The sequence below is a fragment of the Mesorhizobium sp. WSM4807 genome, from assembly GCF_055811615.1.
Map to the genome: position 1 here is coordinate 81,030 of NZ_JBVVQY010000023.1, position 20,568 is coordinate 101,597.

Consider the following 20,568-nt stretch of genomic DNA (forward strand, 5'->3'; position numbering starts at 1 on the left):
AGCGGCGACGCAAGCGCCGGACGTACGCTCGAAATGCAAATGACGCCCGACAAAACAATGTCTTTTAGTAACCTGAGAAATTCACTCTTTGCCGTGGTCGAAAATTGGAGTACAAATGTACTTCTGAATAGCGGGGAACAGCAAAATGAACTATGTTTTGCGAGGCCTTCTTGCCGCAGTTTATTTTGCTTTTTCAATAAGTTACTATCCTGCCTTTGCTGGCACCGCTTCGACAGATTTGATTAATTTTGAAAGCCTTTCAAAGTTTTCGCCGCGAGCCAGAAGTGATCTAATTTTGGCAATTGTCCAAAACTGGGAACAAGCCGAAAGCGCGGGGATCAAGACGGAATTGCGCATAAGGCACCTTCTGTCTCAGTTTGCCACCGAAACTGGAGGCTTAAGAAGGCTGGATGAAAATCTCAACTATTCCGAGTCTCAGATCCTCAGGGTTTTTGGAACGCGAGTGACAGAAATCGACGCGGCGCAACTCGCCCATAAACCAATGGAATTGGCTAACAAGGTTTATGGATATCGTGAGGACCTTGGAAATGGGGGGCCCAATGACGGCTGGAACTACCGGGGTTCGGGATACATCCAACTGACTGGCCGCAGCAATTTTCGAAATCGTGGCGAAGAACTGAAGCTTCCACTGGAGCAGGACCCTGACCTTGCCAGACGGAGGGTCGAGGGTTTTCAGGCCGCAATCGCCTTTTGGAATGCAAGGAAGATAAACAAAGCCGCCGACCTTGACTCGGTTTATCAGGTACGACTGCTAGTGAATGGTGGAACTAATGGGCTCGCAGACGCCAAGATTTGGTATGCACGTGCAAAGCGTTATCTAATATCAGTTGATCAAAATGGCCAAGCGGCTTCTCCTGAAACGTTAGCTGCTGAAGAGCTAAGTGCCGTGCAGGAAAAACTCGAAGACCTGGGGTTTCTGCCGCCAGATGAAGCTGCTGCAGACATTGGAGTTGTATCACAAGGTTTAAAAGCATTTCAACGCAGCAGGGGAATTCCAGAAACTGGGCAGATGGATGAAGATACGCTCTATGCCATCACAGACCCAGACGAACGTGCTCGTGATTAGTGTTTGAATCAGGCTTTACGGCAACGGGGCGTGCTAGACGCCGTGGCCCACAAAAGCTGTCCGCTATGAGGCTCATGACAATGTTCAACCTTACTCGGCGAAATGTTTTCTTTGTCTCGCTTTGGCTCGGGTACAATATATTTGGCCCTGCATTGGCGCAGGATGTTTGTTTCACTCCTGTCGGCTATACGTGTTATATGCAGCAGCTCGGCCCTTATGGGGGCCCATGCTATTGTCCGATGCAAGGAGGCGGCGTTCTGAATGGTGTGATAGGCTCCTCCCAGACCGCCGCGTTTCCACAGCAGCAATTCCCACAGCAGCAATTCCCGCAGCAGTTCCCACAGCAGCAATTCCCGCAGCAATTCCCACAGCAGCAATTCCCGCAGCAATTCCCACAGCAGCAAATCCCGCAGCAATTCCCGCAGCAGCAAATCCCGCAGCAATTCCCGCAGCAGCAAATCCCTAGTGCAAAGAATCCTATACCGAACTCCGGGAATCCGGATTGTGCGTCATATTGGAAGGGCTCGCCTTTCCAGGCCCCAAAGGGACCAAACGCGCCTGACCCGAGCTGTTAGGCGGCTGAGTAAGAGGCGGAGGAATGCCTTGATGCGTGCGAGGATAGCCTGGCTACTTGTCCTAGTTGGACTGAGTTGTGTTCTGCCAGTTCGTGCCGAAGAGGCAAAACGCGATAGCGCGCAAGCTGGACGATTTCATCCTTACTGTGCGGCGGCTTTCAAAAAACTACCCATCGACGAAGCTGGAAGAGCCACGAATGAGAACCCTGACGGCACGAAAGTGTTGGTGGGGGCCGAACCTGAGAAGTTAAAGCAGCACTATCTTAGATATGCAAAGGAATATATAGCCTATGATGCAGCTTGTTTTTTTGGTTGGAAGTGTAAGAGCGGGTGCCTAAGCGATGCGACTCGCGATTTTCTCTCGAATAACGCAGGTGCTTTGTTCATCGACGAAGGAACAGGGGGTCTGATCCCGTTCTGCACAGCATTCAGAATCTTCGAAGATATAATCGTAACTGCAGCACATTGTAGCACGCGTCCGAACAAACAATTTCGGTTATTTGGCGATCCGCACACTCCTATCAAAGTAGAATTCAACGCTATTCGGTTTGGGAAAGCCGGTAGTGATTTGGGCGATTATGCATTGTTGAGAATTGTAAACCCGAAGCTTCCGTTTACCTGGAAGTCTGCGGATTTCACGCGCGATATATTGCCTCGCCAAAGTATTATAATTGTAGCCATAAGTAATGCCCTGTTCACCGCTAAAAGCATGGGCGTTGAAGATTGGCTGGACGCCGTTAGATTCTCGCGGACGAACGCCTCTCAGGTGCTGCCTATAGAGGAAGTGAAGCCCCCTCCTGCAACCGAGGAATACAAAGCAGAATGCATCTACCATACTGCCCCAACATTCGAAGGGATGAGTGGTGCAGCGATTTTGGGTGTTCGGCGTCCGACTAGTAGCTCTCAATCACCAAGAAGATACCTATTGGGAATCCATATTAGAAATGGAGCATGGAATGGGCCATGTGGAAATCGCAGCTCTGTAAATGTCGGGATTAGAGTGCCCAAATCCGTATTGGAATCAGTTGCTAAGTGACACATGAATGATGGAGTAATTCGATGGTCATGCAGAATCGTTCTGTAATGCTGCTTGCCAGCAGCATCGCCACGTCCCTCTTTATCACGCCGGCCCTAGCGCATGATATTCTCGGCCTTCTGGTAGAATCTAGCTCTATAAGCCCCGAGACAGCCCAAAAATTTGACGAGATTGATCGCAGTCGCGACATGCTCGCCGGTGCCGCTAGTGGCCATCAAGAGGAAGCTGGCCTCGAAGGTGTGGTACGAGAAGCACTCCGGTGGCCTGGCAACACCATATCTGTATGTTTCTTTGGTGGAACCTCGCAAGCACGAGAGCAGGTTTCACAGATTGCGAGTGAATGGACAGCGGGATCAGGTATCTCCTTTGACTTTGGACCGCAAGGAGGGCGAAGGTCGTGCAACCCGGAAAAGCCCAGCAACGTAAGGGTGAGCTTTGATGGGATGGGCTTTTGGTCTTATGTCGGAACAAAGGCGAGATTCATCGACCCATCCAAACAGACCCTAAATCTCTCCGGAATGGGGGCTGCGAGACCGCTCAGCTCATCGGAAAGAGGAACAATTCTTCATGAATTTGGACATGCGCTAGGCTTCGAACATGAGCACCAAAGTCCCGTTGGGGGATGCGACAATGAGTTTAACTGGCAGTATTTATATACGGCGTTCGGTTGGGATAAAAATAAAGTTGACTTTAATATGCGGATGCTTTCCGAGTCATCTCGAAAAGATGGATTATTATACGTAACGCCCTTCGACCGCGAGTCGATAATGCTTTATTCGTTGGCTCCAGAGGCGTTTATTGATCCAACAAACTCGAACTGTTACATTTCGCGGAAAAGCGATACTCTCTCCGAGGTGGATTTGGCTACGGAAAGAGCAATGTACCCGGCATCTCTCGGCAATGAAGATGCGCCGGCGATGGCACCGGCCGAAAGGCCTGCCATAAGCAATTTGGAAATACGTGGCACGGTGTCCGTTCTTCAGGAGATGACTGGAGGTCAGTAGGAAAGTGCCAGACGGCCGATCAAGGCAATGGTTGGTGGGCCCAAACGGGAATAACAAGGCTTACAAAAGGCAAGGCTAGATCTGGTTCTCCAGCCGCACCATTTCTTGTGGCGTAGAGACTGTTCGCGCTCTTCAGGTGAAGTGCGGCGACTCCAGGGAAGAGCGCCGCCAATTTTCTCCCAATTTTCAGGTGGCTGGGCGGCTTTGTTTTCAGCTCGAAACCGTCATTGGCCCGAACTTCTGCTCGCACCGCGCGGTCCGGGATTGCGCCAAGGACGTGCGTGCGGCGGCATTCCTATTGCAAGGTGTAATGGGGAGCTATGTCGGGTGGATGGCGCTGGCGGAGCTAGAAGGCGGGTAAAGGACCGTTTTGGGGTGGATGGTGGATCTCGCCTGACGCCCAGCCCACATAAAGCCGTGGTGCGGCTCTGCCGAGGCGAGGCGATTGGCCAATTTCTGGGCGTGATCGGGGCTGGAGCCTGAGCAAGAGCATAGAAGAGACAAAATGTCGGGCATTGCCCAGGCTACCCGCCCTGGCGTGGCGAGGGCATCGCTGTGGGTTTCCAAATCCGCCAAGCTCAGCCAGTGGAATGCTGTTCTGAAACGCTTCGCAGCTGCTTCAGATGGGTCACGATTTTCGAATGGCTGACGCTGTTTGCGGATGAATGTCCAACTATGCCACGCGTTTCCCAACCCGGACCACGGGATGGGCGCGTGGGTAGGGTGTTCCGGGTTCCTGCGAGAAACAAACGCGTTCGCCAGTTTTCGGACGCGTCCCGTATACGCTTTGCGAATGGAAGAATATGCGCTCGCCGCTATCCGACCTGAGTAACCCGTGAGCGTAGCTGAACTTCCATTCTTCAACGGTGCCATAGGAACGCCTCGCCTCCGAAAAACAGAGGTTTTCACACAGCTTCACGATGTCAGCCGCCGAGGGTCTCTTCGCTGGTTCAACAGACAGACATATTTCAACGACTGCTTGCAATTCTTTGGATAGTGGTGAGAACTGCGGCTTCGCAGTCATGAATGCTGGCCAACCGGCACGTTGGTTCATTTTGATGTAAGCGGGAACCTCGAACCCTGTTCCAAACGGATAAACTCCCGCCATGATACGGAACATCATGGCACCCAATGACCACACATCGGCTTCCCTTCCCGGATGCTCCCCCGGCTTTCGGAACATCATTTCCGGTGCCATATAAGGCAGGGCACCCTTAACCGTTCCGGATTGTGAACGAGTTAAATCGCCTCCGCCGCTTCTTATGGCTTCATCGAAGACTTCGCCTGCGAGTGTGGCAATGCCGAAATCGGTAATTTTTATGTGGGTGAGATTGTGTCCACCTGCTATGAGCACATTGCTCGGCTTCAAATCCCTGTGGACTACGCCAGCGTCGTGCGAGCCAGAAATGCCCTTTGCGAGCAGAAGGAACACCCGTGCGGCCAGATGAGGATCAAGCGCATCTACTCCGGCAATGAGGTCGTCCAAAGTCGAGCCATGCACGAACTCCTCAATTAGGAAATGGTCGTCTCCAATGGAGACATAATCATATGTTTTGGCCACGTGGTGATTGTTAATTCGGGCTGATATGCGCGCGCTGTCTGCAAACGTTTTTGTCTTCTGGCCGGGAAGCGGTGTCTTCAACGCTACAGACCGTCCAGTCAAACCGTCAGACGCTTCGTAGACCGATTGCATTCCCCCGTCTTGCACGTGACGAAGCACGCGATAGCGGCCAGCCAACTCAAATCCGGGTTGTATCACGGCTCGACCTCAGGCCGAGAGACATCAAACGTCATGAAGGCTCGTGGGCCGCTGTTTCCAAATGTCACAACACAATTCGCCGGCATCGTTGCATTGGCCCTCACAATTCCATTGTTAATGTAGACTGCGCCCGTAGCACTCTTAGCGACAAAGGACAGACCGTCGTAATGCACTTCCAGAGAGCCGACAGGCGTTTTGAATGTCACTGATCGCTTGGATGAACTTAGTTCATCACTGCGACCGTCCATCGTGACCCGCGCTCGGTGCTTATCTTGGAGAAGATATCGGGCCAACAGATCGCGTACCCCCTCTGCAGTGGGTCTATTGGAGGGGGTACTCGCCAAACAACTAGCGATTAAGCTTTGAACCTCCGCAGGAAAGACGCCCAAGAGTTTCGGAACGTTTGCGACCACAATCGCTGGCTCGGTAGATAGCGCAGACCCATCCAGCAAACAAAGAGCGGTGGCGCCAAAGGAATACAGGTCAACTGCGGAACTAAACGGAATTGGAGCAACCGACTTTCGTAGCTCCGGTGCCATGTAACCAAGCGTCCCAGTGACACTGTTGGTCTTGTCATCTACGCCAATCTGTCGAGCCAGTCCGAAATCCAACAGCTTTATAACGCCACTGCGATCCCTTCGGATGTTTGCTGGCTTAACATCTCTGTGAATGACTTTTGCGCTATGGATATCGACGATCCCGCATGCAATCTGCCATAGTGCAGTCAAATAGGCCCAGTCTGCTTTAAACACTCCCTCACGCAAATCGTCCCCGTCGATTTTTTCTAGTATGAGACCGATCTCTTTTTCACCTCGAAATTCGTAGTCGACTATGTCCAAAAGCTCTACTACGTGGCGTGACCGAAGGTGAAGCAGCGCTTTTTTTTCATCCAACAACCGATGCGCGTGTGTCGAATTCTTGATACGTTTGAGCATTACCAGCCGGTCTAGGTGCCGGTCGCGAAACTCGTGAACCTCACCCATGCCACCCCAACTGGCATTTCCGGTCGGCTCATACCGATCAGCGATCAGCATCGGTGTCACCATCACTCGGGACAATATCGATAGAAAGGTGTTCGCTTTGCGGCTTTCGCTTCGACGCTTTGCTCTTCTTAGGAGCCTTTGCGCCCTGCTCGACGGCTTTGCTATCCCTGGCTTTCGAGGAAGGCGGACTTGCTTGCTGGATTTGATGATCGCCGTCTGAGCGAGAGATATTCCAAAGAATGCTTAGGTTGTCTCGAACCCCCCAGAGCTGGACAGGCGCAATGCCCGGAGCCTCATCGAAGCGGAACTCAGCTAGGTTCAAACTCGCTATCGACGCATTGTCTCTACCACCCAGCCAACGTGAAAGGGCAAGCAATCGATCCGCTCCGATCTTCAGGTCAGGTGCAAGCGACAACACTTCGCCCATTAGATGATCGCCGATAACGTGGGCACCATCTGTAGTGAGGTAGAGGATAGAGCGAGTTGATGAAACCGGAATGATATGTGGTTTCAGACCCTCACCGATACCGATGAACTGGAGAAGGTCCTGACCGTGCCCGCCGAAAGCCTCCTCAAGTGTGTCATCAACCGTTAAGCGACGAACCGAATGCTGCAAACCGCCAGCTTCTGTTTCATAAACACGACTATCGCCGACATTGACAATAAGCGGCTCGCGACCCTGCTCCAACAATATCGCTGTCAAAGTGGCCCCGCCTCGTGCCTGTGCAAACTCGAAAACTCTTGCATTGGCATGTCTGGTCGCCATCTCGATACGCGTCTCCATGGGCACGTATCGTTGCTGGACTAATGCATCAAAAAACGAAGAAACTGCGAGTGTTGCGCATTGAGCACCGTCCTTCATGCCGCCCATTCCGTCGCTGATGGCAACGCAGAAAAACGGGTTTGGTTGTCCTTGCCCGTTCTGAACTCGAAGCACGGCGACGCGATCTTGGTTTTCCGGACGAAGGGTTCCGCTGTCGCTACCGATGGCCAGCGAACCGCTCCTAACGGTGCGCGTGGAACGTTCCTGATGTTGTGTTTGAAGCCAACTCGCGATTTGCTGCTCAATTTCTGTTCGCACGAGCTGGATCATTTGTCTGACCTCTTCGAGCAGGGTCGGCATTTGCACACGATCAAGCTGTAGTCAGAGAAGCTGTGCGGCGGCGCTGTCGTGAAACAGATGAACATTCGTAAATACCCTGCAACGACCAGCTTTCGAGTTATGACGGTCCCGGCAATGTCTAACCAATTTTTCGGAGCGACGATAGGACAGTACTGACTTCGTCCCTGTGCGCTCAGTGCGTCAATAACCTCCATCCCAGATTTGAGACTGGGGTAACCTCATCCAAGGAAGCGGCATTCATTGTGCCATCGAAGTGCGTCGGGGTCCGGTCGGACGGCAGTGGCTCTAGGCAACGCAATTTCCGATCCATGAAGTTCATAGTAGTGCCGCCCGTTTTCGAACTCCTCCCGGATCCGGCGGCTGACCTCAAAACGATGCTCCGGCGTGACGGTAACGTAGCCAGCGTCGAACAGGCTATGAACGTCGCGCCGCATGAGGATGCCATTGATGGGAGAGTGCTCCCCGCCATCGGCATAGGGTCGAATGTGAGCTGCTTCTAAGGCTGGAAGCGTGCGCTCCTTCGTTATAGCGCAGCGTCTGTCGTAGAGGTCGGTAACAACAAGCCTGAACGCTCCCTGACCGAGGCGCGGGCGGATCAATGTCGGCTCGCCATATCGCGCTTGCGCTTCGGGCAAGACGAGCTGTTGGACCGTAGGGGTCATCGCCTCATGGATGGCTTTCCAAAGCCCGATCCCCTCTGGCTCACCGGTGCTGTAGCCCCGAAGGGAGACGATGTTCGGAGACCACGACGCAGGTGGAGAAAACCACCGGCCTTCTGGCAGGAAGAAGGGCTGAGTGAGTATCCGGCACCCGATCTCTACAGGTCCCGCTGTCGCCGGGTCCATTTTGCGATAACGCAGGATGCGAGACCGCATTTCTGCAACGCTGGCCACGCCATTAGCAACTCCAAACGCCTCCCATGCGAGTGACAGCGGCATGATGCTCGACGACGCGAACACGCCGCCTCCGACGATCATGTTAATCGGGGCATGGAGCTTGAACAGAAACAACTCGCCCGGTTGCAGGGCGCGGAAGGTCTTCGGCGAGGGAGACCAGAAGTTGACCTCGGTCAAATCAGGTTGGCGACGTACCTGGTTGAACCAGTCTCCGTCGGTAACCGCCACCACCATCTTAACACTCACGGTCTTGCATCCCCACTTTCAGCTCTGTCTCAGCGAGACGAGGTTGCCCGTTCAGTTCGCCAGTAGCGCCTTCACTTCTTCCACCGATAGCCATTTGTGCGAAGAATGAACCACTCGATGACAATTTGCGCAAAGCAGTGCCAAGTCTTCTAATTGGGTCTTCGCCGCTTCGGTGAGTGTGTGAAGAGGGCGCAAATGGTGCACCTCAATTGCCGTCTGACCACGGCCACCATAAGTTCCGAGAAAATCGTTGTCACAGGCTTCGCAGCGTAGTCCACCCTTTTCCTTCAAAACGCTTTTCTTCTTCGCCGTCACCAACTCACGGCTGCGCTCTCGCACGCGATGAAGTCGGGTCAGCACCCGCCCCTCTAGGGCCTCCGAAATCTCGGGTTCGTCTGCAACAGCAATCGTGCGTCGGTCGTCGTCGTTTTGAATGGTTGCCCGGATCGCCTCTGCGACCCCAGCCAGCCGACCTGGATCACCTGAGAATTCGTTCCAGGCCTCAACATCCCCTTTGCCGCCCGCCTTCAGTCCGACCCGACCCTCCGTAGTGTACTCCGGGTCGAGGCTGCGAAAGTTCATCAGCTTCATGTAAACGCCGTTCGCGTTGCGATACGTCGAACTGTCAGGGGCATCCAGGGTGAGGCCGATACGCCCGAGAAGTTCGGACAACTTGGCGATCTCATCGCTATTCTTTCCGGGAGACGAAGGCCGGCTCTTCAAATAGAGATCGAGCGCTAAGACAAGCTCGTCCCGTGTCCAAGGAGGATTTCTTCCAGCGCCATTGCCATTGAAAGGCAGGAGGTCTTCAAACGGTCGTGCCTCGTCCTCATCGAGCCAAAGCGTCTGGCTTAACGTGTATCGGAACAGTGATTGGAGCGCTGGAACGTCCTCAATATGATCGCTCAGAGCGCTCCAACCGGTGGGCGGTATTGCGAGTTCAAGCGAGGCGAGCCGAACGTCGAACCCACCTTCCAAACCTGTAAATTCCGCGATGCGACCACGCGCGGTCACGCCCGCCCCTCCATTGTTCTCGTGCACCCAAACGTACATGAGATCGCCTTTCTTGAATTCCTTAGCCTTGGCTATGTGGCCGACAAGCGAACGCGGTTTAGGGACCAGGAGCCGGCTTGGTCTCCATCGGTTCAAGGACAGCGGTTGCGCAACCTTGTTCGGGCAATTCTCTGGATTGATCTTCGCAACATAGATGCCCATTGCCTCTCCCTGCGCGCATGCGCTCCGAACGGTGCGGCACTAACTAGCGATAGTTCTCGCGAAATACGCCAATTTGCCGCGCTTTTTGATTTCGTCGTTATCGCAGCTATCGCAGCATGCAGAGCGCCGAATTTTCTTTTCGCTCGTTCCAAAAGCCCATTCGAGTATCCGTTCGGAGAGACTGAGTGATCTATCGGTCAGGCCACCTTCAAAATAAGTGGTGATCGACCGGCGGAAGCAAACCCTGAACGGAGCATGGCTGCGACTTGGTCAATTTGGCAGAAACGCTGTTCGAGCATTTTGTCGCGTGCGCGTGGGTCAAGAGTTGCCGTGTCCACGGTCTTTTCGGCCATAAACTTGAGCCGATGGGCGTCGCGGGGGCTGGCTATGCCCGATTTAGAAGGCGGACCGTTATTCTCTCGTCATGCTGATTTTCTGCCAGCGCCAAATATCGCTTGCGCGCCTCGTATGTCATCGGCACGGAACGCTTATTGCCAAGGTGATTTAGTAAGCCGAAATACGCCGAAAACGTTGCCGATGCGGTTTCAACCGACACAGTGACCCAAGCAGGTGTTGCCCTTTCGGCTTGCGCCAGCCTGTGGACTTCCTCCAAAGCCATGCGCGTAATATCATCAACTGTTTTGCCCTGCGATTTTAGCAACCGGTTCTTAGCGTCGTTGACCAAAACAAGATTGTACGAACCGTTTATCCCCACTCGCTCCTGCCGCATCTCGTTGCGTGTTTTCACACCAATAAGGAAGCGAACATCCTCGCGCACGGCTAACAGATCGGCGAATGGATAGTTGTGTCGGATGCTGTTCACGTTCATGACTTCAGTAAAGCCGTAACGAGTAAGGCATTCGGCGGCGAGCTGTTCGCCAAGCGTTCCGAGCTCGTTAATTCGTTCAATTGTCTGCAGCAGCATGGACATTCCTCAAGACGCTCGCCGACACGGATGATCTTCGCTGCTCAAGATGATCGAAGCAGCAGTTTCCTTGCCAATTCGACCACCCGATTTCGCTCGGACGTGGTCCAACCCTGAGGATGACGCGTCTCGATGGCGAGCGCTCCCTCGGACGTGGCAGTTAGCTTGGTGTGGCCGTCGCGAAATCCAAGCGTCCGACTTTTGTAACCAAGGTCCTCTAGCAATGAAGCGATCGTGGCACCGCAATACCCGGAAGTTGCGAAGAGGATGACGCGGGGGGCGAGGGATGCAACCTCCTCTTTCAATGCCTGTAGGTGAGGCTCCGCAATAGCTGACCATCGATGCGCTGGCGGCGGCCTTGAACCGCCGACCTCGTCCATTTTGCAAATGTTCGTCCAAGCGATGCGGCGGCGAGACGGATCGATGAGATCGACCATTTGCCAGAAGGCTGACTTATTTCTCTTTTCGACCATCCACTTGGTAGACGCGGCCCCGCTCGTAGTCTGATTGGTGTTTGAACCCACGAGCGTGCCTAGCGGACCCGCGCTCTTTCCGACGTAAAGCAATGCCAAATTGCTTGTCGGATCGTATTCAGGGCCGACGCCGGTCGCAAACACTCCGGGCGATGCCCAGCCTTGCTTAACGGCCACACGATTGCATTCGGTAAGCTGTTTCCAAGTTGCGTCACTGATAGGCAACTTCCTTGACATGAGAAATCCCCCAGCATTTCGCTATTAAGAGCGCTCCGCATGAGAGACAGTCAAGTGGACTAGTTTGAACCCCTCAAAGCAGGAGGGCCGTAGCATTGCCACTGAACATACCTCCGTCTCGAATGTATCGTGACAACATGGCGTCACTGGCATGCCCGGTTTGGGCTCTAATCTTCCATGTCGATGCTCCCGCCATAGCCGCGCTTGTGGCAAAGCCAGCACGAAGGCTGTGGCCCGAATAGCCCGACGGTTCGAGGCCTGCCTTCGCCGCGCGCCCTTTAATCACAAGCGATACGGCCTCACTAGAAAGCCGCTGCTTGCTGATATGACCATGACGGCTGACCCCGAGGAACACTGGTCCGGCATCAACGGCACTTCGCAACAGCCACTGATCGAGAGCTGTGACCGGGCACCACCGAGTTCGGCCAAACGGAATGCCGATCTTTCGCCCTGTGCCCTCCTGGTCTGTCTTAGAGCGGCGTAGATGAACTATGATGCCCTGCCTTGTATGGTCGATGTCCTCCACATTAAGGCCAACGAGTTCGGAGCGCCGGAAACCTCCCGCAAAGCCGACTAGGAGCAAAGCGCGATCTCGGATGCTCTTAATATCGTCTGCCATTTTCTCAAGGACCAGAAAAAGATCTTCACGCAGGAGAGGTTTGGCTTCGGCTTGGGCGGTTCCCCGACTGCGTTTGATCCCCTTGATCGTCGCTTTGACGAGTTCAGACGTTGTTGGACTGATTAGTCCTTTCGCAGTGTGCGCCTTGGAGATCGTTGCCAGACGCCGACAAAGTGTTGCGACGGAGAGGATTTCCGCATGTTCCGCGAGATAGCTGGCAATGATTGCATCGGCTGCCGGGATGCTCCCGCCCCAGGCTTCAAAATGCGCCAGATCGGCGGCGTAGGCCCGTTTCGTATTGGCCGCCAACCCCTGCTCGACGTATGCGGCGACCTTTTCCGACAGTGTTGCAGTGAAGTTAATTTCACGCGTTTTTGCGAGCCTCTCCGTTTCTTGCTGTTGGCTTCCCGTGAGATCAGGTGTGTTATTGTTGGTTCGCGATAAGTGAGAGTTATCCGGTGTTAGACGGCTATAGAACATGTTGGCGCTCCTTGTTCAGGAGCGGGATATCGGCGCGAAGCAGTGAGATGATTTCGGCGGCGTCGGGGCAATTCGGGCCTTGGCATTCGATTTCCCAGGACCGCCGGAGTTCGTCCGCCACGGGCCATCGATAGTGGTTCCGCAACAGCCCGCCTTCCGCTGCAAATAGGATGTTGCCGAGGAACTTAATCCGCTGCGCTGGAGGGACATGCTGGCGAACCCAATGCGTTGTGTTGCAGTCACGACCAAGGAACCGCTTCAACGCCAATTGGCCTTCACGGCTGTAAACGTCCAAAGCCCAACTTGGCACGACGCCGCACATAGTTTCTGGCGGGAACTCGTCGTCCTTGACCGCTGTTGGATGAGCAGGCTTCAACGACGCAAGCAAGACAACCAGCGGACACAGGACCTGGCTAGTCCTGCGGAACCCCTCCCGGGCGACTTCGACTAGCGTGTGAGGATGGCCTGCTTCACACATCGCATCGAAGACCGTCTGTGGATCGCCCTTTCTTGTCCGCATATGTGGGGAAGGATAGCGATCTGTCCCCACCGCGTACCAGAGCGCCAAGGCTCGCTTTGGCAGCGGGGCGTTGCTGTTCGCTGTCCGCATTAGTTCAGGGATCGTGCTGTAGGTGAGACCTAGCCTGCAATGCTCATATGCAGGATGCCGCTCGGCGAACATCAACAGATCATCTGCGGCGCGACATTTTGGTGCGTTGACCAACCGCTCGACAATGAAACTGGCGACCCGCCACTCTCCTCCGATCCGTGACCGGAACGTCTTGCCGGCGAGGGATGCTATTATTAGGCTCACCGTGTCCAGATCGGCCACACCGACATCTTCGAATGCAATGGCGGCGCAACGCCTCCAGAACCCTTCGTGCGATTGCTGAAGCAGAGAGGCGGTAGCCTGCAAGGCGAATTGCCGATGCCCGCGTCGTATCGCTTTCTGCAGCAGCGCCAAGGCGAGCCAGGGCGAAACGGCGAGGGGTTTAGAAATTGGAGGAATGGTGTGCTGTATCTCGTGTTCGAGTTCAGCACGTACGCTTGCGAGAACATCAAGTCCGTTCATTGGCTTTCTCCTTGAAGGGTTCAAGGGGAGAGCTGAAACGTCAGTCCCACTATTAACGTATTGAAATTATTACTAAATGCAAGTTTTAAGCGATTCTACGCAAAGTTTTTATTGCTTAAAGTTTCAGTATTTTCCAGATTGCGGCGTCTCTAACTCAGTTGGGCGAATATAGGAGCAAAAAGGCTTCGACAATAACTCTTGGGGATCATGAAGGGGGAGGGATGCGTCGGCTATTCACGAACGGTTTATCCAAAGACTACGTAGTCAATCCATTTGTAAGTGCCTTGACGGGGTCGTCCTCCGCCTTTCTGGCAGCGCCGTACTTCACACTTTCCAAACAAATTGTCGAAGCTGCCGTTGGCGGGACAATCATCCAGCTGCTGATCGGCTTGAACAGTGCAACGGATCCTGCGGCCGTTAAGGCCGTTCTTGACGCCCCAAACATTGCGGTCCGATACCTTACGCGCCGGTTTCATGCGAAGATTTATGTATTTGACCAAATCGCCATCGTGGGTTCCTCGAACTTGACCGATGGTGGTTTGTTTTCAAACCGCGAGGCGGCCATCCTTTTGCATCAGGTTGATGACCCCGACGTGGTAGACGAGGTTCGGTCCCTATTCGCAGAGCTTTGGGAAGCTGCGGACGTGCTTACCCCGAAAATCTATGCAACCTTCGACCTTACCTGGCGCGGAAACAAGCAGGTTGGCCCCGACCCAGATACCGAGATTGAGAATGCTATCGGGAAGGTTGAGCCACCGAATATCAACGTCGGAAGCCAATCCCACAGTAGCCAGCGTCTATTTATTCAAGGATTGCGTCGGCAAGTATTTGAACAATACGGGCCCGCATTCGACGAAGTGCAAACAATCCTTCAGCAAAACGGTCTCCAGCGCGGCGAACTTGCGAGTTTGGGCGAAGCCAGCGCGACCAATCGGTTTCTGAATTGGGTACGTCTTACCCACGTGCAAGGCGATGCGGCGTGGCAAGCGGCCCAACCAAAGGCGCAAGAAATTCGGCGTGCGGATGTTCTACGTCTTGGAGGTGAATGGATTGCCAGCAAGGACCCCCGCATTCCCCCCAACTATATAGAATGGGTTGGGATTGTTCGAAAATCGTTCGCGACGTCCGAGGCAATTCTATCCCTTTCGAAAGAAGAGTTGGTGGCCGGGCTAATGTGCACACACGCCTTTCTGGAGCAGCTACGATTTGTCAAAGGCGGTGAGAAGAAACTGCCGGAGGCATTTTGGCAGGCCAATCAGAACGATCTTGGAAAGGTGAAAGAAACGCTAGATTACCTGTTGCATGGGACGGGAGATTTCATCGAACGGCTGCACGACACCCTCTACGATCAGTCTCGCAAGATTGCATACTTCGGTATGTTCTGCGCGCTGGAGCTAATGGGAACTGTCCACCCTGAGCACTGTCCTCCTATAAATGGCCGGATGGCAAAAGCCCTGCGCTATTTGGGCTACGAGGTGCCGGCATGATGAACATTGACAAAGCGTCCATGGATACGAGTAGGTGGGGACATTCATGGAATAATGAGGGACAAAAAATGTCTCCGGCAAGAAATTCAGCGACTAGTCTTCCTAGACATGTCGAACAATCCACCATTAGTGCTTCTTGCATAAAAAAAGCGATGCACGGCATGGTTTCTGGCTACTCGATTAAGCCATTGAAATCCTGTTTATATTCAGCTCACCGTAGGCTATTGAACCCCCTTCGATGTTGGCGTCGTTGATGTCCCCGTTCGTGTCTCTGTGACCGCAGCGTGTCCCCCAATTCAGGGTCGTTGCGAGCGGGCTGAATTCAAACCGGCAATCATGGCTACGACCGCCTCCTCTTTACCTATTAGTCCCCGGCCACTCGACTTTCCTCCGTGGTCGAGAATGGCTTTTCGGAAGGCAGCGTACTGGCCTGGATTGAAGTACAGGATTACGCACTTCGATTTCGAAGCGGGTGGGTTTTCCGGCAGCATCCGCTTCAACTCGTGCGCGGTGTGCGTTTCCGCGAATTCGAGCAGCTCGGAAGAGGGCATGCCCCCCACGTGGCGCAAAACGATTTGAAGTTTCGTCCAGCCGATCTTGGTTAGTCGGTCAACCGTGGCGTCTACGTCCGTCAGCTTGCGACCGATCTCGGCCAGAAAGTACGCCTTTCGCCGGCTGATCCCCGACCGACGAATGAAGTCTGTCAAAGGCTGCTCGGCCTGGATCTCCGCCAGACACCGCGCAAGCTCGATTGACCGATCCTTCTCCTCAGCCGCTAAACCGAGCGCGCGTCGTACCAAGGTTTTCGCGTGGCCCGCTTGAAGTCTGGTCGTAGGTGCCTTTGGTCGTGTAGCCATGATCCGTATTCTCAATCCGTTTTCGTGCACTACCGATCTGAATGTTCTTCACCGATAACCGTGCCTGTTCAAGAGTTTAAACGGGCGGATTTACTTCCTGTGTTTTTCGCCCGGATCGACGTTTGTACCATCGCGACTGTCCCCCATTGCGCATCAAGTAAACCTGGTAATAGCGTTCTGGGCGTTCCTTAACGATCCAGATGGTGTGAAAAATGCAGTCTGAGCCAGTACGTTTAAGATCGGGAGAGGCGGCCCGGTACGTGGGGCTGTCCGCGTCTACTTTGTCCAAGTTGAGGATGTCCGGCAGTGGCCCCGTATTCCTCAAGATCGGACTTCGCAGGGTCATCTATGACAGGCACGATCTTGACGAGTGGCTAAGAAGTTGCCGCCGACGCTCGACGGCATCGAAGGCGTAGTTGGTATCACGAAAGTGAAGTTAATTACACTGTAAAGGAAAGAATGATGATGACCAACGTTAGCTGGAAAGTTGCGATCCAACTGATCGAAAACCGCGCCAATCGCGCATTGAGACGTCGTATCGCGAGCAACGAAAACGCGAGCGGTTCAACTACCGTCAAATCAGATTTAAATAATTATCAAACGGCGATCACTGCGTACCTAAGGCAGCTATGCAGTTTGGGTAAAGCCGCTCAGACCGGGAGCAGGACAAAGATCAGGGCAGCGAAAGAACGCGCCTTTGATGGTTTTGCAGGCCGGCTAGTCGCGATCCTCCAGGCCACCGACGATATTACCCAGAACCTGTCGTTCGATGATCTGGAAGGCCGGGCGAAACAGCTCTCGATGCACGAGACGTACAATGAGGTTCTGACGATCAAGCCAGAGCCCAAGGCGGGGAAACCATTCGAGTGGCGACCGCTGGGTCTCTCAGGCCGTCGGCGCAAAGCCCAACAGCGCATCCTGATGGACATGGCGCTCGTGATGATCGGCGACAGCCCGTGCGATAGCACCGTGGCCGGCTCAGGCGGCGAAGCCTCACAGTTCACGGAACTTACACGCGCGATTGGCGAGGGATACCATTACTGGGTCAGCCTCGACCTTTGCGATTATTTCCCGTCACTGAGACCGGGGCATCTGGCGGAGTATCCACTCCCAAAGTGGATGATCGAGAACCTATTGTTCTTGCCGCCAGATACCAAGATCAGGTTCGTAGACCCGAAAGGGGGTATATGCATCCCAGCATGTGCCATTCAGAAGGCGAGCGAGAGTGATCTCCCTTATGGATATCCATACTCCATGGGCTCTATTAGGGCGACGTTTCATAAGGTCCGGCAGGGCCTCATACAGGGCGATACCTGTGCTCCGCAAATCGCGCGCACGTTTCTTTGCCGGGAAATTCAGCGCACGCTGAACAACAAAAGGGAAGTGGCATTCTGCAGTCATATCGATGACGTGCTGCTAGGTGCGCGCACCCAGTTGGAGCTGGAGTTGTCTATTAAGGCCCTAGCCCATCGGCTTCAAAGCCACCCTGCCGGACCCCTGAAACTCCACGAATATGCAATCCGCCATGCGAGTGAAAACTTCCACTATCTCGGCAATCGTGTCGGGTTGCTAAAAGACGGTTCGGTCCATGTTCGTCCCGGAGAGAAACGATTTAACCGCTTCCGCGACCGGCTGCTTGAAAAGTTGAAGACGAGTACCGCGTTCACCAAGGACGAACTAACCGAGGTGGCCTTTACATATGCGCGCAGTTGGTTTCGCGCCCAGCCGGCATGGACAAAAGAAGGCGTCGGTTCAGGCAATTCTAAATGCGAAGGCGCAAGCTGGGATTGTGTCGTCTCCGAGGTGAACGTCATCGTCAACCGTTTCATGTACACCGAACTGATGGCGGGCAGCGGTATCTGGCATGAAGATGACATCGATTTTGAACTCCTGAAACAGGCAGGAGGCGGCGATGAATTTCAGTGAGTGCAAGGACCTGGGAGTTGATGTCCTTGCACGACAATTGCGGAACATCGCTCGGGGGAACGAAGTGATTTTTCACGGGACAAGATACGCTCGCAGGATCCTCATGGACGACACACTTCTCTATAGTCGTTCTGGATATCACGCCGTATCATTCACAAGAGACCCTCGCGTGGCTGCGTACTGGGCGCTGCTCGAACGCGATGATGACGAGCAAGATGGTGCCGTGTTTGTCTTCGACCGCCAGAGATTGCGTGCTCGCTATCGGCTTGAGCCGTTTCACGATCCTATCTGGGATACATTGCATCAGCAGAACGGCGAAGCTGAAGAGCATGTTTGGGGGCGAAACATCGCACGCGTGCATGCTTATCTTGTCGGTGCAGTGTGGTCGCGACAACTCTCCAGCCGTCGGAATCGCACCTAATAAATGACGGCACCAAGCCCTACGTTTTCGGATCTTGCATCACAGCTGACAGTTCGAACGGATAGCCGATCCGATCAATCGTCTTCTTCATCACCGACAACGATGGCCCGCTACCGTAACTTGCGTGGACGTTTTTGTCGGAATGGCCCATCAATGCCTTTGCAATGTACTCGGGCGCTTCAACTGCTTGTAGTGCATCCTTGAAGCAATGCCGAAAACTGTGGAATGCCGTGTCCCTGGTGCTAACCCCGATCTGTCGAGCGTAGCGGCCCCACCATTTTGAAAAGTTGTGGCTGTAGTAGCCGTCCTTTCCTTTTTTGATATCGGGAAACATCCGCCCCGATCCCTTTGAGTGATGGAGGAGGCCGAGATCGAGGAGGACCTTGTGTACCGGCACTTTCCTTACGCTGGATTTCGTCTTGAGGGTTTTGTCCTCGCCTTCGCTCTTCGAAACGTCAAAATAAGCGATGCCGTCCTGCGTCTTTACATCGGACACCAGGAGCTGAACGATCTCACCCATTCGCATGCCGCTGTAGAGGGCAATCAGGGGCACCCAGAATTTTCCGTCGCGGACCAACACCGAGCCGGGTTTGTGACATGTGGTCTCCGACTGATGCCCCTTATAGAGCGGCGAGCCGAATATCGCCTGCAACTGCTCCTTTGAATATGGCTTTCTCTTTTCCCCTGCATCGACCTTGGCCGACCCTGCGATCTTCACTCCCTCTCCGGGGATCTTGTCGATGTAGCCCTCGTCGTGCGCCCAGTTCAGCAATTGCCGGAACATGACGAAATATTTGTCCTGGGTCCGGAGCGACAGCGTCGGTCCGTCTGTGTTGGCCGCGATAGCCTCTTTGGGGCCGATCCCCTTATTCGCGGTTTGCTTCATGTAATTTGGCGGGAGAGAGGCGAGGGCGTCACGCATCGCCTTGACGTCTTCTTTATCTAGTTTCTTGATTGGCTTTTTCTCACCGATAACCGACTTGGCAAGCGACAGCACCCGGCTGACGTCCGCTGCCGTCTTCTTCACCCAGTCATGCTTCGCCTTAAAGGCGTGGAACAGCGCTGCAACGGACGCGAGCGTTTGTTCGGGAGGGGCCGCGGGTTCTTCTCCAGCAACGGGCGGCGGATCATTTACGAAAATCCCGGCAAACATCGGGTCTTTTGGGGCAGTCTCATGATATTTGCCCGCTAACCTAGCAGCGAGACTGCGAGCGGTTTCGTGGTCCGCTCTCAGAATACCCTCACAGAGCTGCTGGAACCTCTCTGACGCGGGTGCAAGCTTTTCCGTGAGAATGGTGCTCAAAAGCGCGTGCGCCTCTGACTGCACCGTTGCTGGCCATGATCGATGGGCTAAGTGGGCTTCCAATTCCTGCATGCGGTTTGTCAGGTAACCAATTTCCCCGGCCTGATCGTAAAGATGATCTCTCGGAAGTATATGGGCGAGTTCGATGGATTGGCTAAGAGCATCCTTAAAATAGCCCCTGATGAGGCCGGAAATGTCTTCCAAGGTCAGCTCTGGCATACGGGGTAGCCTATGCAGAAACGCGTCCAGGACACTGCTGAGGCTGGTCCCTCGCAATTTTGCCAGAAGAGGGTCCGCTGTCCGCAGCGAGACCTTGATCTCATGCCCTCTCAGCCGATGCGTCAAGTGCCGTGGAATGGCCATCCGGAAGTAGTAGGTATTTGCGCGCCTCACGACACGTGGCGTAGATCGTGGCACGCCATCCTCCATTCTGGTCCAGGTTTCTGTACCAGGTCGGAGAACTGCCTAAAGTTAGTTCCTAAAAGCGTAGATAACCCAGAGAGTTACGATGTTTCTGGCGGAGAGGGAGGGATTCGAACCCCCGATGGGCTTGCACCCATGCCGCATTTCGAGTGCGGTGCATTCGACCACTCTGCCACCTCTCCGCGGTCATGGTCCGCCGTTGCCGGCGCGGCGCACTAGATAACGGCTGGGCGAACAGGTTACAAGGGCCAATCTGCCCGGCGATCCGGCTTCTTGTCAGGCTGCCGCCCGGCTCTCTGTGCTGCCGCGCGCTTGGCCTGAACGTTCGGCTGCTCGCTACTGGCCCAGGGCAACGAGTCCAGGTTAACGGGGTTGGAGAGCTGCCATCAGGTAGTCGGTATCCCAGGTTGCGAGTTTTCGC

19 protein-coding genes, 1 tRNA gene and 1 pseudogene are annotated in these 20,568 nt (G+C 54.3%); 7 read left to right on the forward strand and 14 right to left on the reverse strand.

Annotated features, from left to right (window positions below; translation table 11 throughout):
- The first annotated feature begins 145 nt into the window (after positions 1-145).
- Positions 146-1,087 carry a peptidoglycan-binding protein gene (locus tag AC0L3N_RS25175; RefSeq protein WP_473550109.1) on the forward strand — a complete coding sequence of 314 codons (942 nt, stop codon included), beginning with the start codon at positions 146-148 and terminating at the stop codon, positions 1,085-1,087.
- Between the two features lie 8 nt (positions 1,088-1,095).
- Here the strand turns inward: AC0L3N_RS25175 and AC0L3N_RS25180 are convergent, their stop codons facing one another.
- Complete coding sequence (locus AC0L3N_RS25180) at positions 1,096-1,545, reverse strand: hypothetical protein (protein WP_473550110.1); 450 nt, start codon at positions 1,543-1,545, stop codon at positions 1,096-1,098.
- A gap of 148 nt (positions 1,546-1,693) precedes the next feature.
- Here AC0L3N_RS25180 and AC0L3N_RS25185 point away from each other — a divergent pair, with 148 nt between their 5' ends.
- Both AC0L3N_RS25185 and AC0L3N_RS25190 read left to right on the forward strand, forming a co-directional pair.
- The gene (locus AC0L3N_RS25185; RefSeq protein ID WP_473550112.1) at positions 1,694-2,698 is read left to right on the forward strand and encodes a trypsin-like serine peptidase; all 1,005 of its coding nucleotides are present in this window, start codon (positions 1,694-1,696) and stop codon (positions 2,696-2,698) included.
- A 23-nt stretch (positions 2,699-2,721) separates the two neighbouring features.
- Complete coding sequence (locus tag AC0L3N_RS25190) at positions 2,722-3,702, forward strand: M12 family metallopeptidase (protein WP_473550113.1); 981 nt, start codon at positions 2,722-2,724, stop codon at positions 3,700-3,702.
- Positions 3,703-4,375: 673 nt separating this feature from the next.
- Here AC0L3N_RS25190 and AC0L3N_RS25195 read toward each other — a convergent pair.
- The 9 genes from AC0L3N_RS25195 to AC0L3N_RS25235 all read right to left on the reverse strand — a co-directional run bounded on the left by AC0L3N_RS25195 (position 4,376) and on the right by AC0L3N_RS25235 (position 13,730).
- Positions 4,376-5,461, reverse strand: coding sequence for a serine/threonine-protein kinase (locus AC0L3N_RS25195; RefSeq protein ID WP_473550115.1), 1,086 nt, complete (start codon positions 5,459-5,461; stop codon positions 4,376-4,378).
- On the reverse strand, positions 5,458-6,495 hold the full coding sequence (locus tag AC0L3N_RS25200) for a serine/threonine protein kinase (protein ID WP_473550117.1): 1,038 nt from the start codon (positions 6,493-6,495) through the stop codon (positions 5,458-5,460). Before AC0L3N_RS25200 ends, AC0L3N_RS25195 begins: the two co-directional genes overlap by 4 nt.
- Positions 6,482-7,567, reverse strand: a complete 1,086-nt coding sequence (locus AC0L3N_RS25205; protein ID WP_473550118.1) for a PP2C family protein-serine/threonine phosphatase — start codon at positions 7,565-7,567, stop codon at positions 6,482-6,484. Before AC0L3N_RS25205 ends, AC0L3N_RS25200 begins: the two co-directional genes overlap by 14 nt.
- A 218-nt stretch (positions 7,568-7,785) precedes the next feature.
- Positions 7,786-8,709 carry an HNH endonuclease gene (locus AC0L3N_RS25210; RefSeq protein ID WP_473550119.1) on the reverse strand — a complete coding sequence of 308 codons (924 nt, stop codon included), beginning with the start codon at positions 8,707-8,709 and terminating at the stop codon, positions 7,786-7,788.
- Positions 8,710-8,760: 51 nt separating this feature from the next.
- A complete protein-coding gene (locus tag AC0L3N_RS25215) occupies positions 8,761-9,924 on the reverse strand; it encodes an HNH endonuclease (protein ID WP_473550121.1) in 1,164 nt (387 codons plus the stop codon).
- 385 nt (positions 9,925-10,309) lie between these two features.
- Positions 10,310-10,849 (reverse strand): PDDEXK family nuclease, encoded by a 540-nt coding sequence (locus tag AC0L3N_RS25220; RefSeq protein ID WP_473550122.1) that lies wholly within the window; start codon positions 10,847-10,849, stop codon positions 10,310-10,312.
- A gap of 44 nt (positions 10,850-10,893) precedes the next feature.
- Entirely contained in the window at positions 10,894-11,559 is a 666-nt protein-coding gene (locus tag AC0L3N_RS25225) for a hypothetical protein (RefSeq protein ID WP_473550124.1), read from the reverse strand.
- Between the two features lie 73 nt (positions 11,560-11,632).
- Entirely contained in the window at positions 11,633-12,658 is a 1,026-nt protein-coding gene (locus tag AC0L3N_RS25230; RefSeq protein ID WP_473550125.1) for a site-specific integrase, read from the reverse strand.
- Complete coding sequence (locus tag AC0L3N_RS25235) at positions 12,648-13,730, reverse strand: hypothetical protein (protein WP_473550126.1); 1,083 nt, start codon at positions 13,728-13,730, stop codon at positions 12,648-12,650. Before AC0L3N_RS25235 ends, AC0L3N_RS25230 begins: the two co-directional genes overlap by 11 nt.
- A 221-nt stretch (positions 13,731-13,951) precedes the next feature.
- On the opposite strand from AC0L3N_RS25235, the gene AC0L3N_RS25240 reads away from it, so the two are divergent.
- Positions 13,952-15,217: a phospholipase D-like domain-containing protein gene (locus AC0L3N_RS25240; RefSeq protein ID WP_473550128.1), complete on the forward strand. Its 1,266-nt coding sequence runs from the start codon at positions 13,952-13,954 to the stop codon at positions 15,215-15,217.
- 296 nt (positions 15,218-15,513) lie between these two features.
- On the opposite strand, the gene AC0L3N_RS25245 is transcribed toward AC0L3N_RS25240, so the two are convergent.
- On the reverse strand, positions 15,514-16,074 hold the full coding sequence (locus AC0L3N_RS25245; protein ID WP_473550129.1) for a hypothetical protein: 561 nt from the start codon (positions 16,072-16,074) through the stop codon (positions 15,514-15,516).
- A gap of 212 nt (positions 16,075-16,286) precedes the next feature.
- On the opposite strand from AC0L3N_RS25245, the gene AC0L3N_RS25250 reads away from it, so the two are divergent.
- Genes AC0L3N_RS25250 through AC0L3N_RS25260 form a run of 3 tightly spaced genes read left to right on the forward strand, consistent with a single transcriptional unit; the run spans position 16,287 to position 18,421 of the window.
- Positions 16,287-16,490 (forward strand): helix-turn-helix transcriptional regulator, encoded by a 204-nt coding sequence (locus AC0L3N_RS25250; protein WP_473550131.1) that lies wholly within the window; start codon positions 16,287-16,289, stop codon positions 16,488-16,490.
- Positions 16,491-16,536: 46 nt separating this feature from the next.
- Complete coding sequence (locus AC0L3N_RS25255; RefSeq protein ID WP_473550133.1) at positions 16,537-18,000, forward strand: hypothetical protein; 1,464 nt, start codon at positions 16,537-16,539, stop codon at positions 17,998-18,000.
- Positions 17,987-18,421, forward strand: a complete 435-nt coding sequence (locus AC0L3N_RS25260) for a hypothetical protein (RefSeq protein WP_473550134.1) — start codon at positions 17,987-17,989, stop codon at positions 18,419-18,421. The genes AC0L3N_RS25255 and AC0L3N_RS25260 overlap by 14 nt, the downstream gene beginning before the upstream one ends.
- Positions 18,422-18,440: 19 nt before the next feature.
- Here AC0L3N_RS25260 and AC0L3N_RS25265 read toward each other — a convergent pair whose 3' ends face one another.
- The 3 genes and pseudogenes from AC0L3N_RS25265 to AC0L3N_RS25275 form a co-directional block, all read right to left on the reverse strand.
- The gene (locus tag AC0L3N_RS25265; RefSeq protein ID WP_473550140.1) at positions 18,441-19,943 is read right to left on the reverse strand and encodes a tyrosine-type recombinase/integrase; all 1,503 of its coding nucleotides are present in this window, start codon (positions 19,941-19,943) and stop codon (positions 18,441-18,443) included.
- Positions 19,944-19,961: 18 nt separating this feature from the next.
- Positions 19,962-20,153: pseudogene (locus tag AC0L3N_RS25270) on the reverse strand (DUF6538 domain-containing protein); the annotation flags it as partial.
- 86 nt (positions 20,154-20,239) lie between these two features.
- Positions 20,240-20,329, reverse strand: a tRNA-Ser gene (locus AC0L3N_RS25275).
- Positions 20,330-20,568 lie beyond the last annotated feature (239 nt).

Excerpts from the sequence above, each read along its gene's own strand:
- AC0L3N_RS25175 (WP_473550109.1), top strand. The coding sequence starts at position 146 with ATGAACTATGTTTTGCGAGGCCTTCTTGCCGCAGTTTATTTTGCTTTT.
- AC0L3N_RS25185 (WP_473550112.1), top strand. The coding sequence starts at position 1,694 with ATGCGTGCGAGGATAGCCTGGCTACTTGTCCTAGTTGGACTGAGTTGT.
- AC0L3N_RS25190 (WP_473550113.1), top strand. The coding sequence starts at position 2,722 with ATGGTCATGCAGAATCGTTCTGTAATGCTGCTTGCCAGCAGCATCGCC.
- AC0L3N_RS25200 (WP_473550117.1), bottom strand. The coding sequence starts at position 6,495 with ATGCTGATCGCTGATCGGTATGAGCCGACCGGAAATGCCAGTTGGGGT.
- AC0L3N_RS25205 (WP_473550118.1), bottom strand. The coding sequence starts at position 7,567 with ATGCCGACCCTGCTCGAAGAGGTCAGACAAATGATCCAGCTCGTGCGA.
- AC0L3N_RS25215 (WP_473550121.1), bottom strand. The coding sequence starts at position 9,924 with ATGGGCATCTATGTTGCGAAGATCAATCCAGAGAATTGCCCGAACAAG.
- AC0L3N_RS25220 (WP_473550122.1), bottom strand. The coding sequence starts at position 10,849 with ATGCTGCTGCAGACAATTGAACGAATTAACGAGCTCGGAACGCTTGGC.
- AC0L3N_RS25225 (WP_473550124.1), bottom strand. The coding sequence starts at position 11,559 with ATGTCAAGGAAGTTGCCTATCAGTGACGCAACTTGGAAACAGCTTACC.
- AC0L3N_RS25230 (WP_473550125.1), bottom strand. The coding sequence starts at position 12,658 with ATGTTCTATAGCCGTCTAACACCGGATAACTCTCACTTATCGCGAACC.
- AC0L3N_RS25235 (WP_473550126.1), bottom strand. The coding sequence starts at position 13,730 with ATGAACGGACTTGATGTTCTCGCAAGCGTACGTGCTGAACTCGAACAC.
- AC0L3N_RS25240 (WP_473550128.1), top strand. The coding sequence starts at position 13,952 with ATGCGTCGGCTATTCACGAACGGTTTATCCAAAGACTACGTAGTCAAT.
- AC0L3N_RS25245 (WP_473550129.1), bottom strand. The coding sequence starts at position 16,074 with ATGGCTACACGACCAAAGGCACCTACGACCAGACTTCAAGCGGGCCAC.
- AC0L3N_RS25250 (WP_473550131.1), top strand. The coding sequence starts at position 16,287 with ATGCAGTCTGAGCCAGTACGTTTAAGATCGGGAGAGGCGGCCCGGTAC.
- AC0L3N_RS25255 (WP_473550133.1), top strand. The coding sequence starts at position 16,537 with ATGATGACCAACGTTAGCTGGAAAGTTGCGATCCAACTGATCGAAAAC.
- AC0L3N_RS25260 (WP_473550134.1), top strand. The coding sequence starts at position 17,987 with ATGAATTTCAGTGAGTGCAAGGACCTGGGAGTTGATGTCCTTGCACGA.
- AC0L3N_RS25265 (WP_473550140.1), bottom strand. The coding sequence starts at position 19,943 with ATGCCAGAGCTGACCTTGGAAGACATTTCCGGCCTCATCAGGGGCTAT.